The following is a 13,098-nucleotide window of genomic DNA, read 5'->3' on the forward strand; positions in this document are numbered from 1 at the left end:
CGGCTGTGGTGGCCGACCGGGTGCGTCAGGAGAAGTCGAAGCCGAGGCGGCCGAGCTGTTTGGGGTCGCGCTGCCAGTCCTTGGCGACCTTGACGTGCAGGTCGAGGTAGATCGGTGTGCCGAGGATGGCTTCGATGTTCTTGCGGGCCGTCGTGCCGATCTCCTTGAGGCGTGCTCCCTTGCGGCCGATAACGATCGCCTTCTGGCTGGGGCGCTCGACGAACAGGTTGACGTGCACGTCCCACAGCGGCTTGTCCTCCGGCCGGTCTTCGCGCGGGCGCATCTCCTCGACCTGGACGGCCAGGGAGTGCGGCAGCTCGTCGCGTACGCCTTCCAGGGCCGCCTCGCGGACGAGTTCGGCCACAAGCACCGTCTCCGGTTCGTCGGTGATCTCTCCGTCGGGGTACAGCGGCGGGGATTCGGGCAGGTGCTTGCTCAGCACTGCGTCGACGGTGTCGACCTGGAAGCCGTCGCGGGCGGAGACCGGGACGATGTCGGCGAAGTCGCCGAGCTGCTCGACGGCGATGAGCGCCTCGGTCAGCCGTTCGCGGTCGACGAGGTCGGTCTTCGTCACCAGTGCCACGACAGGGGTGCGTTCGGAGACCATCTGCAGCTGTTCGGCGATGTAGCGGTCGCCTGGGCCGATGCGCTCGTTGGCCGGCAGGCAGAAGCCGATGACGTCGACTTCGCTCAGGGTTGCTGCGACGAGGTCGTTGAGGCGGGCACCGAGCAGCGTGCGCGGCCGGTGCAGACCGGGGGTGTCGACGAGGACGAGCTGGTGGTCGTCGCGGTGGACGATGCCGCGGATCGTGTGCCGGGTGGTCTGGGGCTTCGCCGAGGTGATCGCGATCTTCGAGCCGACCAGCGCATTGGTCAGGGTGGACTTGCCGGTGTTCGGGCGGCCGACGAGGCAAGCGAAGCCGGCGCGGTATCCCTCGGGCAGATCGGTGCGGAACAGGTCGGTCATACGTCCTCAGTCTCTCGTTCCCGCCGCACACGCACGTGGGTGATGCGGTGGCGGCGGCCCTGGCCGGGCATGGCTTCGATGTGCAGTCCGGAGATCGTCGCATGCGCCCCGGCGATCGGCACACGGTCGATCTCCTTCGACAGCAGCCCGCCGACGGTTGTCACGTCCTCATCTTCGATGCGGGTGTCGAAGAACTCGGCGAGATCGTCGATCTGTGTGCGGGTGCTCACCAGGTACTCCCCTGGCGCGGTTTCGACGATATCGTCCTCGGCGGCATCATACTCGTCTTCGATCTCACCGACGATCTCCTCGACGATGTCCTCCATCGTGATGAGCCCGGCGGTGCCGCCGTATTCGTCGACGGCCAGCGCGACGTGGTTGCTCGCCAGCTGCATCTCTCGCATCAGCTCATCGACCGGTTTGGTCTCGGGTACGAACACGACCGGCCGGCAGTGCTCGGACACCGGGGCCTCGGCGTCTTCGGGGTGCAGGTGCAGGCGGCGGGCGACGTCCTTGAGGTAGACCACTCCGCGCACGTCGTCGAGGTCGTCGTCGATCACCGGCACGCGGCTGAAACCCGAGCGCAGGAATAGCGCCATCGCCTTGACCAGCGGCTCGTCGGAGTCGATGGCGACGATGTCGGTGCGCGGGACCATCACCTTGTACACGCGGGTGTCGGCGAGGTTGAACACCGATTCGATCATGTCGCGCTCTTCGTCTTCGATGACGTCGACAGCCGAGGCGCGCTCGACGAGGTCGCGCAGCTGCCCTTCTGTCACGAACGGGCCGTCGCGGAAGACCTTGTCGGGGGTGAGCACATTGCCCAGCCACACGAGGATGCGCGCCACCGGTCCGAGTGCGCGGCGCAGCCCGGCGACCAGCCAGCTGGTCAGCAGGCTGACCTTCAGCGACCGGCGCCGGCCGATGGTCCGCGGGGACACGCCGGCGACGACGAAGACCGCGATCGAGGCGGTGATGACAGAGGCGAGGATGAGCTGCCAGCTGATGCCGAAGACGTGGTAGTAGCCGACGGCGATGAAGATCGTCGCAAGCGCCTCGAAGAACTGGCGGACGAAGGTCAGCACGTTGATGTGGGTGGGCAGGTCGGCCAGGATCGCAGCGGCGGTGCTGCCGCCGCGGGTGCCATCCGCGGCGGCGTCGGAGATCTCGTGGTGGGAGACGTTAGAGATCGCGGCATCGGCTGCTGCCAGCACGGCGGCGAAGGCGATGCAGATGAGGCCGAGGAGCATGAAGGCGAGGATCGGCACGGTGCTCAGTCCTCAGTCGGCTCGGGGATCGTCGTGCGGCCGGGCTCGCGCTCGGCGAACCACGTCAGCAGCAGGTGGCGCTGCAGGCCGAACATCTCTTCCTTCTCCTCGGGCTCGTGGTGGTCGTAGCCCATGAGGTGGAGCAGGCCGTGGGCGGTGAGCAGCAGGATCTCGTCGCTGAGCGAATGTCCGGCGGCTGCGGCCTGCTCGGCGGCCACGCTGGGGCAGATGACGATGTCGCCGAGCATCCCGGCTTCGTCCTGGCCGGGTTTGAGTTCATCCATCGGGAAGGACATGACGTCAGTCGGGCCGTCGAGGTTCATCCAGCGCAGATGCAGCTCGGTCATCGCCGCCTCGTCGATGAACCGGATGAACACCTCGGCTGCGGGGTTGATGTGCATGCGCTCGAGCACGTGCTCGGCCAGCGCAACGACTTCCGGCAGGTCGATGTCGGCTGGGGTCTCGTTGCCGATGTCGATGGCCATCTCAGCGTCCCTTCTGGCTCGCGGGGCCGGATTCGCGCCCGGACCACAGGTCGTAGGCGTCGACGATCGCGGAGACGAGGTCGTGACGGACGACGTCCTTGCTCGTCAGGCGGCAGAACTGGATGTCGTCGACGTGGCCGAGGATGTCCTGGGCGAGCACGAGCCCGCTGCGTGCGGCTCCGGGCAGGTCGACCTGGCTGGTGTCGCCGGTGACGACCATCCGGGAGCCGAAGCCCAGCCGGGTGAGGAACATCTTCATCTGCTCGAATGTCGTGTTCTGCGCTTCGTCGAGGATGATGAAGGAGTCGTTGAGCGTGCGGCCGCGCATATAGGCCAGCGGGGCGACCTCGATGGTGCCGGAGTCGAGCAGCATCTTGATCCGGTCGGGTTCGATCATGTCGTGCAGCGCGTCGTAGAGCGGGCGCACATAGGGGTCGATCTTCTCGTCGAGGGTGCCGGGCAGGAACCCGAGGTTCTCCCCTGCTTCGACGGCCGGGCGGGTGAGGATGATGCGCGAGACGGCCTTGTTCTGCAGCGCGTTGACTGCCATCGCCATCGCCAGGTAGGTCTTGCCCGTGCCGGCCGGGCCGAGCCCGAAGGTGATGGTGTGCGAGCGGATCGCGGCGACGTACTGGTGCTGGCCGTAGGTCTTGGGGCGTACGGTGCGTCCGCGGGAGGACAGGATGTTCTCGCTCAGCACGCGGGCCGGGCTGCCGGCTTCCGGCTCCATCGTGTGCACCCGGCGCACCGCATCGGGTTCGATGATGTGACCGGCGGCTGCGAGCGCCTTGAGCTCGCCGATCGTCGTCACAAGCGAGCCGACGGCTGCTTCGGGGCCTGAGAGCGTCATCTCGTGCTGCCGGCAGTGGATGTCGACGTCGGGGGCGAGTTCCTCAAGGGTGCGCAGATTCACCTCGGCGGGCCCGAACAGGGCGACCGGGTCGATGTTCTCCGGAATCGTCAGGTGGACGCGGGTGTGCGCTGTCGCGGCCTCGCGCGTGTCTTCGGGTGCCGGTGTGTTCTGGGGCTCCAGCTCAGGTCCTCTTCTCAGGTTGTGTGCGGGGTGGTCTGGCGTGCGGCGTCTCATGGGCAACTCTAGCGCGTCGGTGCCCGGCCCGCCTGGCCTCACCAGCGGCCGAGGGCTGCCTGGCAGAGTCCGAGGGCGACCGGCCCGGCGGTCGAGGCGCGCAGCACGCTGGCACCGAGCACCGCCGTCTGTGCGCCGGCTGCGGTGAGTGCGCTGATCTCGGCTTCGGAGATCCCGCCCTCGGGTCCGACGACGAGCACGATCCGTTCGATGCCGTTCGGTGCCGCTGCCAGGCGGTCGGCCAGCGTGCGCAGCTGCGCGGTCAGCGGCTGGCTGGCGTCTTCGTGCAGCACGAAGACGGCATCGGAGTCCGTGAATGCGCGCGCCAGTCCGCTGCCGCGGACGAGATCGCCGATGGCGGGGACGAAGGCGCGGCGGGACTGTTCGGCAGCCGCCGCCGAGGTGTGGCGCCATTTGGCGATCGATTTGCCGGCTTTGGCCGCCGGCCATCGGACGATCGAGCGCTGCGCCTCCCACGGGATGACGGCATCGACGCCGACCTCCACGGCCGCTTCGACGGCGGCGAGGTCGCGGCCGGATTTCGCCAGGGCCTGGACGAGCACGAGCTGCGGCGACGCCGGGTCTTCGACGGTGACGTCGCTGATCGCCACGCGCAGCCCGTCGCGGGCGGCGGAGGTGATGCTGCCGGTGATGCGCAGACCGGCACCGTCGCTGAGCTGCAGCTCGTCGCCTGGCTGCATCCGGCGGACGGTGACGACATGATGGGCCACCGCCGCGGGTGCGGTGAGCTCACCGTGCTCGCCGGGGTGGGTGATGTCCGGGTCGATGAAGACCGGCAGGGTCATCGCCCGGCGAACCTCTCGCGGAACCGGCGGAAGGCGCTGCGTTCGTCGGCCTTGCCGACGGTGGCCTCCGGCTGGGTCTCATTGCGCAGCCGGGCGAGCTCTTCGAGCAGCTCGGTCTGCTTGGCGTCGAGCTTCTTCGGGGTGGCGACGTTGATCGTGATGATGAGATCGCCGCGGCTCTGGTGGCGCAGCCGCTTGGCGCCGAGGCCGGCGAGCTTCTGGGTGGTGCCCGACTGGGTGCCGGCGGGGATCTCGATGTCCTGAGTGCCGTCGAAGGTGTCGAGCGTGACACTCGCTCCGAGGGCGGCGGCGGTCATCGGCACCTCGATGGTGCAGCGCAGATTGTCGCCGTCGCGTTCGAAGGAGGCGTGCTCGCGGACGGTGACCTCGATGAACAGGTCACCGGGAGGCCCTCCGCCGGGTCCGACCTCGCCGCGGCCGGCGAGCTGGATCCGGGTGCCGGTCGACACCCCGGCCGGGATCCGGAAGCTCAGCGTGCGTTCGACGCGCACGCGTCCGTCGCCGTGGCAGGAGGTGCACGGGTCGGTGATGCGGGTGCCGTAGCCACCGCAGTTGTTGCAGGTCTGGTTCGTCACCATCTGCCCGAGCAGGGTGCGGGTCATCTGCTGCACCGAGCCGGTGCCGTGGCACAGCGAGCAGGTCTCGACCGAGGTGCCGGGCCGGCTGCCCTCACCCTGGCAGGTCTCGCACACCTCGGCGGTGGCGATGTCGATCTCCTCGGTGCCGCCGAAGGCCGCGGTCTGAAGGTCGATCTCGATGCTGATGAGCGCGTCCTTGCCGCGGCGCTTGCGCGAGGCCGGCTGCTGGGGCGAACCGCCCATGCCGCCGCCGAAGAACGTCTCGAACAGGTCGGAGAACCCGCCGAAGTTCGCCCCGCCGAAGCCCTGACCGTACTCTGAGCCGCCCATGTCGTAGTTGCGGCGCTTCTCCGGATCCGACAGCACCTCATAGGCGACTGCGACCTGCTTGAACTCGTCCTCGCGGCCGGGATTGACGTCGGGATGGAGCTCGCGCGCCAGCTTGCGGTAGGCCTTCTTGATGTCGGCCGTCGAGGCGTCCTTCGGCACGCCGAGCGTTTCATAGTGGTTGGTCACGTTCGTCCTTTGATCGGTTGAGGCGATTCGCGGGTCGGTTGTCTGGTGGTCCGGTCAGTCGTTGAGGATGACCGAGACGTACTTCGCCACAGCTCGCACTGCGGCCATCGTCGTCGGGTAGTCCATGCGGGTCGGGCCGAGCACCGCCAGGCTGGCCGCGGAGTCCTGCGCCCCGTAGCTGGTGGCCACGACCGAGGTCGACGAGAAGGACTCGACGGTGTTCTCACTGCCGATGCGCACGCTGACCTCGTCGGTCTCCGCGGCGATCGAGGTGAGCAGCTTGAGCAGCACGACCTGTTCTTCGAAGGCTTCGAGCAGCGGGCCGATGTGGGCGCCGAGCTCACGGGCCGAGCGGGCGAGGTTGGCGGTGCCGGCCATCACGAGCCGGTCCTGGCGGCCGACCTGGCTGAGGCTGGTCAGGGCGGTGGCCACGGCGCGGGCGGCATGCTGATGCTCCGGTGGAACCTCGATGCGCTCACAGGCCTGCTTGACGGCGTCCATCCGCACGTTGTGCACAGCGGCGCTGATCCGGTCACGGAGGCTGGCGACCTCCTCGTCGGTCAGTTCGCTGCCGGCGTCGATGAGGCGCTGTTCGACCTGCCCAGCGTCGCTGATGAGCACGACGAGCAGCCGGTGGGAGGCGATCGAGACGAGCTCGACGTGGCGCACCCGGGTCTGCCGGGCGATCGGGTACTGCACGACGGCGACCTGCTGGGTCAGGCCGGCCAGCAGCCTGACGGTGCGCTCGAGCATCTCGTCGATGTCGAGGGGCTCTTCGAGGATCCGGGCGATCGCCCGCTTCTCGGCTGCCGAAAGCGGCTTGACCTCGTCGATCCGGTCGACGAAGCGCCGGTAGCCCTTGTCGGTGGGCACCCGCCCGGCCGAGGTGTGGGGCTGAGCGATGAGGCCTTCGCTTTCGAGCGCAGCCATGTCGTTGCGGATGGTCGCTGAGGACACACCGAGCTGGTGGCGTTCGACGAGCGCCTTCGAACCGACCGGCTCGTTGGTCGCGACATAGTCTTCGACGATGGCGCGCAGCACGCGCGTCCGGCGATCATCGTTCACGTGGCCTCGACCTCCTCCTCACTCGTGTCCGGCCCACACGCCCGCACCCACGCGAGCTGGCACTCAGTCAATGCGAGTGCCAATCAAGTGTACGCCTCGCCGATGGTCAGCCCAAACAGGGCCACACCGAACAGGCGCACGTACCCTTGTCATGTGACTTTCTACGATCCCTACGGAGCCGATGTGCTCGCCGGCTCCTCCCCGCGCGCCCACCGCCGACCACGCTCCGCTGAGGTGCCCGCCCAGCGCGGGCTTGTCGTCGAGGACGTCGAGACCGGATATGTCGGGGCGATCACCGGGCTGGAGAAGACCACCGCCGGCTACGTCATGCGTCTGGAGGACCGCCACGGACGCACCCGGCTCGCCCCCTTGGGCCCGGGATACTGGGTCGACGGCAGACCGGTGACGATCACCCGCCCGCAGGCCAGCCGCCCGGCCGCCCCGGCGCGCACCGCCTCGGGCTCGGTGGCCCGGTCCGGCCAGCTGGCACGGGTCGCCCGCGGCTCCCGCATCTGGGTCGAAGGCAAGCACGACGCTGAGCTGGTGGAGAAGATCTGGGGCGATGACCTGCGCGGTGAGGGTGTCGTCGTCGAACCGCTCGGCGGTCTCGATCTGCTGGCCGACAAGCTCGCCGAATTCGGACCCGACCGGCGGCATCGCGTCGGGGTGCTCGCCGATCACCTCGTCACCGGCACCAAGGAATCCCGCATCGCTGCGGCGGTGCTTGCCGATGCGCGCTTCGCCGGGGTCGTGCACATCATCGGCCACCCCTATATCGACATCTGGCAGGCAGTGAAGCCGGCCGCTGTCGGGATTCGGGCGTGGCCCCAGGTCCCGCGCGGTGAGGACTTCAAGGTCGGGACGCTGCGACGGCTCGGCTGGCCGGCCCGAGATCAGCGCGACATCGCCCTGGGCTGGCAGCGGATTCTGCGCTCGGTGACGACGATCGCCGACGTCGAACCGACCCTGTCGGGCCGGGTTGAGGAGCTCATCGACTTCGTCACCGTCGACCACCTCTACGGGCAGGTGTGAGCGAGCACGGCACCTATGTCAGACTGTTGCCGCATCCGCGCGCCGTATCCGTGTGGCAGGACTGCATCATCGTGCTGTGACGGCACGCGCGCACCTCGACTACCGTAGAGCGCAGAACACTTCTCTGAAAGGACAGCCATGAGCTCCAAATACAATCCCCAAGGCGGCTACGGCTCGCAGCCCAGCGGTCAGCCCGGATACGGATCGCAGCCCACAGGCCAGCCAGGGTACGGCTCCCAGCCAGCAGGCCAGCCCGGATACGGCTCCCAGCCGGGACCCGGTTCGCAGCCGGGCGGTTATCAGCAGCCTGGTGGCTACGGCGCCCAGGCGGGTGCCTACGGTCAGCCCGGTGCTTACGGTCAGCCGGGTCCTCAGCAGCAGCGGCCGACGGCCCCGAACGGCCAGCCGATCGGCGGTTCGACCCTGGCCGGCGTACCGCTGCGCGGCCCCCACCCGGAAGGCGCCTACCAGCAGGGTTCGGCAGGCTACTGGCATGCCGATGCGGAGGAGCGCCAGATGGCGATGTGGAACGCTGTCGGCTCGCTGCTCATCGGCTTCATCATGCCGCTCATCCTGTTCCTCGTCTACAAGGACCGCAGCGCCTTCATCCGCGACCACGCCCGGCAGCTGCTCAACGCCAGCCTGTCGTACATGATCTACATGATCGGTCTGTCGATCGTCTTCACGATCATCACGATTGTGACGCTGGGCTTCGGCGCAATCATCTTCGGCCTGCTCTTCGTCCCGTCGATCGCGCTCCTGGTCTTCGAGATCATCGCCGCGGTGCGTGGCAGCAACGGTGAGGGCTACCGCATCCCGCTCACCATCGACATGGTCAAGTGAGCTGAGCTTCGTGCAGTGCTGAGGCCGGTCCCGCTGGGGCCGGCCTCTTCGCATCCCCGGCGGCTGCTGCAGCGGCAGTGTGCGCGCTCCAGTCCTGGCCGCCTGACCTCTACGGATGCGCGGTGGACGGCCGGACATCGCTACGTACCACAGGCAGACTCGTCGATGCAGTACTCGACGTGCACCACCGCCCTCACCACAGCCGCTGACCCCCGGCTAAATCCGACATGACGACGCGACAGACACCACTGACATGCCGAACCCATGCACATATTCTGAGCATCAACCCGCAGCCGTGTGCCTGCGGGTTGCGGCTCAGTGCGAACGCCCGCGGCGACTCAGTGCGGACGCCCGCGGGGTCAAAGGTGAGGCCTGCGGCGGGTCAGAGGGGCGCCGTCAGAGAGCGTCGGTCATGCGGCGGACCATGAGATCGCACAGCAGCCGTCCGCGCAGCGTCGGGCTGAAGATGCCGCGCTCATACTCCGCCGGATCGAGCATTCCGACGCGAGCGAATTCGGCGGCCTCCAGCTGCGCCGCTGCCGGCAGGCTCGCGATCTGCAGCTCATCGCGCAGCCGTGCGGTCAGCATGATCCGCTCCAGCTCCCGCACCGGAACATCGAGCACCTCACGGCCGATGACCGGACTGTGCCCGGCGTTCAGGCGATCAGCCCACGCCCGGGGATGCTTGGCATTCCACATCCGCACGCCCCCGAGGTGGGAGTGGGCTCCCGGCCCGAATCCCCACCAGTCGTCGCCGCGCCAGTAGGCGAGGTTGTGCCGGCACCGGGTCTCCGGCCCGGTCGAATAGTTGCTCACCTCATACCACTGGTAGCCGGCCCGGCTCAGCAGCGCATCGGCGAGTTCGTACTTGTCAGCGGCGTCGTCGTCGGAGGGCATCGGCAGCTGACCGCGGCGGATCTGGGCTGCCATCCTGGTGCCGTCTTCGATGATGAGGGAATAGGCGGAGATGTGATCCGGTGCGCAGGCGATCGCCTGCTCCAGGGAGGTTCGCCAATCGTCGAGGCTCTCCCCTGGCGTGCCGTAGATGAGGTCGAGGCTGACCTGCAGGCCGGCGTCTTTGACCCAGGCCACGACCTGCGGGATGCGGGAGGCGTCATGAGTCCGATCCAGGGTGGCCAGCACCTCGGGCACGGCCGACTGCATGCCCAGCGACACCCGTGTGAAGCCAGACTTGGCGAGCACAGCCAGGTACTGCGGGTTCAGCGTGTCGGGATTCGCTTCGGTCGTGACCTCCGCATCGGCGGCAAGCGGGAAGCGGGCGCGTAGATCGTCGAGCACCCCGGCCAGCACCTCGGCGTCCAGCAGCGTCGGAGTGCCCCCGCCGAAGAACACGGTCGAGACCTCCCGGGCGGGGAACCCGGCCCGGCGCATCGAGTCGGCGGCGACGTCGAGTTCGGCTGCCAGCATCGGCCGGTAGTCGCTGCGGGAGGCACCGGGGCCGAGCTGATCAGCGGTATAGGTGTTGAAGTCGCAGTAGCCACACCTCACGCGGCAGTACGGGACGTGGACGTAGAGGCTCAGGCCCCGGTCGGCTGCGCCGACGGCCGCGCTGGCGGGCAGGCTGCCGTCCAGCGGCGCCGGCTCGCCGGCTGGCTGGGCGGGCATATCAGTTCTTCTTCGCGCTCTCGGTGTCCGACGACAGCGCGGCGATGAACGCGTCCTGGGGCACCTCGACAGTGCCGACCATCTTCATCCGCTTCTTGCCTTCCTTCTGCTTCTCCAGCAGCTTACGCTTACGGCTGATGTCGCCGCCGTAGCACTTCGAGAGCACATCCTTCCGGATCGCCCGGATCGTCTCACGGGCGATGACCCGCGAGCCGATCGCGGCCTGGACCGGCACCTCGAACTGCTGGCGCGGGATCAACTCCTTGAGCTTCGAGGCCATCTTCACGCCATAGCTGTACGCCTCATCGCGGTGGACGATCGCCGAGAACGCATCAACGGTGTCGCCGTGCAGCAGGATGTCGACCTTGACGAGGTTGGCGGCCTGCTGGCCGTCGGGCTCGTAGTCCAGCGACGCGTAGCCCTTCGTGCGGGATTTGAGCTGGTCGAAGAAGTCGAAGACGATCTCACCGAGCGGAATCCGGTAGCGCAGCTCGACGCGATCCTCGGACAGGTAGTCCATGCCGTTCATCTGCCCGCGTTTGGCCTGACACAGTTCCATGACCGGGCCGACGAAGTCGCTGGGGGTCAGCACGGTGGCGCGCACCATCGGCTCGTGCACCTCGGCGATCTTGCCCTCCGGGTACTCCGAGGGGTTCGTCACGGTGTGCTCGGTGCCGTCTTCCATCCGCACTTCGTACACGACGGAGGGTGCGGTCGAGATGAGGTCGAGGTCGAATTCGCGTTCGAGGCGCTCGCGCACGATCTCCAGGTGCAGCAGGCCGAGGAAGCCGCAGCGGAAGCCGAAGCCGAGCGCCGCAGAGGTCTCCGGCTCGTATGTGAGAGCGGCGTCGTTGAGCTTGAGCTTGTCGAGTGCCTCACGCAGATCCGGGTACTGGGATCCGTCGATCGGGAACAGCCCGGAGAACACCATCGGCTTGGGATCCTGGTACCCGGCAAGCGGTTCGGTTGCGGCATTGTGGGCGGTGGTGACGGTGTCGCCGACACGGGACTGCCGGACGTCCTTGACGCCGGTGATGAGGTAACCGACCTCACCTGCCCGCAGGCCCTTCGACGGGTGCGGCTCCGGTGAGGACACGCCGATCTCCAGCAGCTCGTGGGTGGCGTGTGTGGAGATCATCTCGATCTTGTCGCGCGGGCGCAGGCTGCCGTCGACGACGCGGACGTAGGTCACGACACCGCGGTAGGTGTCGTAGACGGAGTCGAAGATCATCGCCCGGGCCGGACCGTCCGGATCGCCTTCCGGAGCGGGAATATCGGTGATGATGCGGTCGAGGACCTCCTCGACGCCTTCGCCGGTCTTGCCGGAGACGAGCAGGCAGTCCTCGGGCTCACAGCCGATGAGACCGGCGAGCTCGTCGGCGTACTTGTCCGGCTGGGCGGCCGGCAGGTCGATCTTGTTGAGCACCGGGATGATCGTGAGGTCGTTCTCCATCGCCAGGTACAGGTTCGCCAGCGTCTGGGCTTCGATGCCCTGGGCGGCGTCGACGAGCAGCAGCGCGCCTTCGCAGGCGGCCAGCGAGCGGGACACCTCGTAGGTGAAGTCGACGTGGCCGGGCGTGTCGATCATGTTGAGGGCGTAGGGTGAGCCGTCGACCTCCCACGGCATGCGCACAGCCTGGGACTTGATGGTGATGCCGCGTTCGCGTTCGATGTCCATCCGGTCGAGGTACTGGGCGCGCATATCGCGCGGCTGCACCACCCCGGTGATCTGCAGCATCCGGTCGGCCAGTGTCGATTTGCCGTGATCGATGTGGGCGATGATGCAGAAGTTGCGGATGAGCTCCTGCGGGGTCGCCGCTACCTGGATGCGTGCTGCGGCGTCATCACTGACCTGTGGTGCCATGAACGTCGACGTCCCTTTCGTGTACGAGCGAACCTCCATTGTTCCATGACCGTGTGCCTGGCACCGAACTCACCTCAGGCGGTGGTGGCCGGTTCGTAGAATGAGGCCATGCTTCTGCGTCCTCGCGATCCTGACCAGCTTTCAGTCATGTCCTTCAACCTGCGCTATCCGGCCCTCGACGGGCAGCCGTGGCGCAGGCGGCTGCCGCAGGCGGCAGCGGTCATCCGGCAGGAGCGCCCACACCTCATCGGCACCCAGGAGGGGATGCTGCGCCAGCTCACCGGGCTCATCGATGCGCTGCCGGATCACTATCAGTGGCTCGGCGAGGGACGCGAAGGCGGCGATGCCGGCGAGTTCACTGCCGTCATCTACGATTCGCGGCGCCTGGAGATCACCCACCAGGACGTGTCATGGCTGTCTGAGCGACCGCATGTACCCGGTTCGAAATCGTGGGGTGCCCGCTATCCGCGCACGATGACCGTCGTCGATGCCGTCGACACACGCACGCGCACTCCGCTGCGATTCATCAACGTCCACCTCGACCATCGGTCCGATCACGCCCAGGTCAGCTCCGCAGCTCTCATCCTGGAGAAGATCCGGGAGGCGGGAACGGATGCGGTGCTCATCGGCGACTTCAACGCCTATAAGGACCGGGCCGTCTACCGCACCCTGATGGATTCCGGGCTGCTGACCGATGCGGTGGTCTCCTGCCCGTCGGAGACGTGTGAGATCAACACGTTCCACGGCTACCGCGGTCCGCGCCGCGACGGGCAGCACATGGACTGGATTCTGCACACTGCTGGCCTGCGCACCTGCGCAACCGGTGTCAACATCTTCGGCCGCGGCGTACAGTACCCCTCCGACCATTTCCCACTCCAAGCCCTCCTGCAGCACTGCGTGTGAGGGACAGACGCCCACCTGTCGCGGTGTGAGTTCGCTA

The 13,098-nt window shown here is 67.7% G+C and carries 12 protein-coding genes; 3 read left to right on the forward strand and 9 right to left on the reverse strand.

What is annotated here, in order from left to right:
- Positions 1–25: 25 nt before the first annotated feature.
- Genes era through hrcA form a run of 7 tightly spaced genes read right to left on the reverse strand, consistent with a single transcriptional unit; the run spans position 26 to position 6,793 of the window.
- Positions 26–967 carry a GTPase Era gene (gene era, locus H9634_RS04725; protein WP_191725606.1) on the reverse strand — a complete coding sequence of 314 codons (942 nt, stop codon included), beginning with the start codon at positions 965–967 and terminating at the stop codon, positions 26–28.
- The gene (locus tag H9634_RS04730) at positions 964–2,235 is read right to left on the reverse strand and encodes a hemolysin family protein (protein WP_318244999.1); all 1,272 of its coding nucleotides are present in this window, start codon (positions 2,233–2,235) and stop codon (positions 964–966) included. The genes era and H9634_RS04730 overlap by 4 nt, the downstream gene beginning before the upstream one ends.
- A 5-nt stretch (positions 2,236–2,240) precedes the next feature.
- Complete coding sequence (gene ybeY, locus H9634_RS04735; RefSeq protein ID WP_165882804.1) at positions 2,241–2,720, reverse strand: rRNA maturation RNase YbeY; 480 nt, start codon at positions 2,718–2,720, stop codon at positions 2,241–2,243.
- A 1-nt stretch (position 2,721) separates the two neighbouring features.
- A complete protein-coding gene (locus H9634_RS04740; protein WP_165882803.1) occupies positions 2,722–3,807 on the reverse strand; it encodes a PhoH family protein in 1,086 nt (361 codons plus the stop codon).
- A gap of 38 nt (positions 3,808–3,845) precedes the next feature.
- Complete coding sequence (locus H9634_RS04745; protein ID WP_191725607.1) at positions 3,846–4,613, reverse strand: 16S rRNA (uracil(1498)-N(3))-methyltransferase; 768 nt, start codon at positions 4,611–4,613, stop codon at positions 3,846–3,848.
- Positions 4,610–5,728 (reverse strand): molecular chaperone DnaJ, encoded by a 1,119-nt coding sequence (gene dnaJ, locus H9634_RS04750; protein WP_191725608.1) that lies wholly within the window; start codon positions 5,726–5,728, stop codon positions 4,610–4,612. The genes H9634_RS04745 and dnaJ overlap by 4 nt, the downstream gene beginning before the upstream one ends.
- 54 nt (positions 5,729–5,782) lie before the next feature.
- Entirely contained in the window at positions 5,783–6,793 is a 1,011-nt protein-coding gene (gene hrcA / locus H9634_RS04755; RefSeq protein WP_165882800.1) for a heat-inducible transcriptional repressor HrcA, read from the reverse strand.
- A gap of 153 nt (positions 6,794–6,946) precedes the next feature.
- Here hrcA and H9634_RS04760 point away from each other — a divergent pair, with 153 nt between their 5' ends.
- Both H9634_RS04760 and H9634_RS04765 read left to right on the forward strand, forming a co-directional pair.
- On the forward strand, positions 6,947–7,825 hold the full coding sequence (locus tag H9634_RS04760; RefSeq protein WP_318245000.1) for a DUF3097 domain-containing protein: 879 nt from the start codon (positions 6,947–6,949) through the stop codon (positions 7,823–7,825).
- Positions 7,826–7,963: 138 nt separating this feature from the next.
- A complete protein-coding gene (locus tag H9634_RS04765) occupies positions 7,964–8,668 on the forward strand; it encodes a DUF4870 domain-containing protein (protein ID WP_191725610.1) in 705 nt (234 codons plus the stop codon).
- A 396-nt stretch (positions 8,669–9,064) separates the two neighbouring features.
- On the opposite strand, the gene hemW is transcribed toward H9634_RS04765, so the two are convergent.
- Positions 9,065–10,294, reverse strand: a complete 1,230-nt coding sequence (gene hemW, locus H9634_RS04770; RefSeq protein WP_191725611.1) for a radical SAM family heme chaperone HemW — start codon at positions 10,292–10,294, stop codon at positions 9,065–9,067.
- 1 nt (position 10,295) lies between these two features.
- Positions 10,296–12,158, reverse strand: coding sequence for a translation elongation factor 4 (gene lepA / locus H9634_RS04775; protein ID WP_191725612.1), 1,863 nt, complete (start codon positions 12,156–12,158; stop codon positions 10,296–10,298).
- A 108-nt stretch (positions 12,159–12,266) separates the two neighbouring features.
- On the opposite strand from lepA, the gene H9634_RS04780 reads away from it, so the two are divergent.
- The gene (locus H9634_RS04780; RefSeq protein ID WP_191725613.1) at positions 12,267–13,061 is read left to right on the forward strand and encodes an endonuclease/exonuclease/phosphatase family protein; all 795 of its coding nucleotides are present in this window, start codon (positions 12,267–12,269) and stop codon (positions 13,059–13,061) included.
- The last annotated feature ends 37 nt before the right edge of the window (positions 13,062–13,098 follow it).

Origin of the sequence: Brevibacterium gallinarum (assembly GCF_014836885.1) — a bacterium.
GTDB lineage: Bacteria > Actinomycetota > Actinomycetes > Actinomycetales > Brevibacteriaceae > Brevibacterium > Brevibacterium gallinarum.

Bases quoted from the DNA above. Each gene is read 5' to 3' on its own strand.
- lepA (WP_191725612.1), bottom strand. From the start codon at position 12,158: ATGGCACCACAGGTCAGTGATGACGCCGCAGCACGCATCCAGGTAGCG.
- H9634_RS04765 (WP_191725610.1), top strand. From the start codon at position 7,964: ATGAGCTCCAAATACAATCCCCAAGGCGGCTACGGCTCGCAGCCCAGC.
- H9634_RS04780 (WP_191725613.1), top strand. From the start codon at position 12,267: ATGCTTCTGCGTCCTCGCGATCCTGACCAGCTTTCAGTCATGTCCTTC.
- H9634_RS04745 (WP_191725607.1), bottom strand. From the start codon at position 4,613: ATGACCCTGCCGGTCTTCATCGACCCGGACATCACCCACCCCGGCGAG.
- hemW (WP_191725611.1), bottom strand. From the start codon at position 10,294: ATGCCCGCCCAGCCAGCCGGCGAGCCGGCGCCGCTGGACGGCAGCCTG.
- H9634_RS04740 (WP_165882803.1), bottom strand. From the start codon at position 3,807: ATGAGACGCCGCACGCCAGACCACCCCGCACACAACCTGAGAAGAGGA.
- ybeY (WP_165882804.1), bottom strand. From the start codon at position 2,720: ATGGCCATCGACATCGGCAACGAGACCCCAGCCGACATCGACCTGCCG.
- era (WP_191725606.1), bottom strand. From the start codon at position 967: ATGACCGACCTGTTCCGCACCGATCTGCCCGAGGGATACCGCGCCGGC.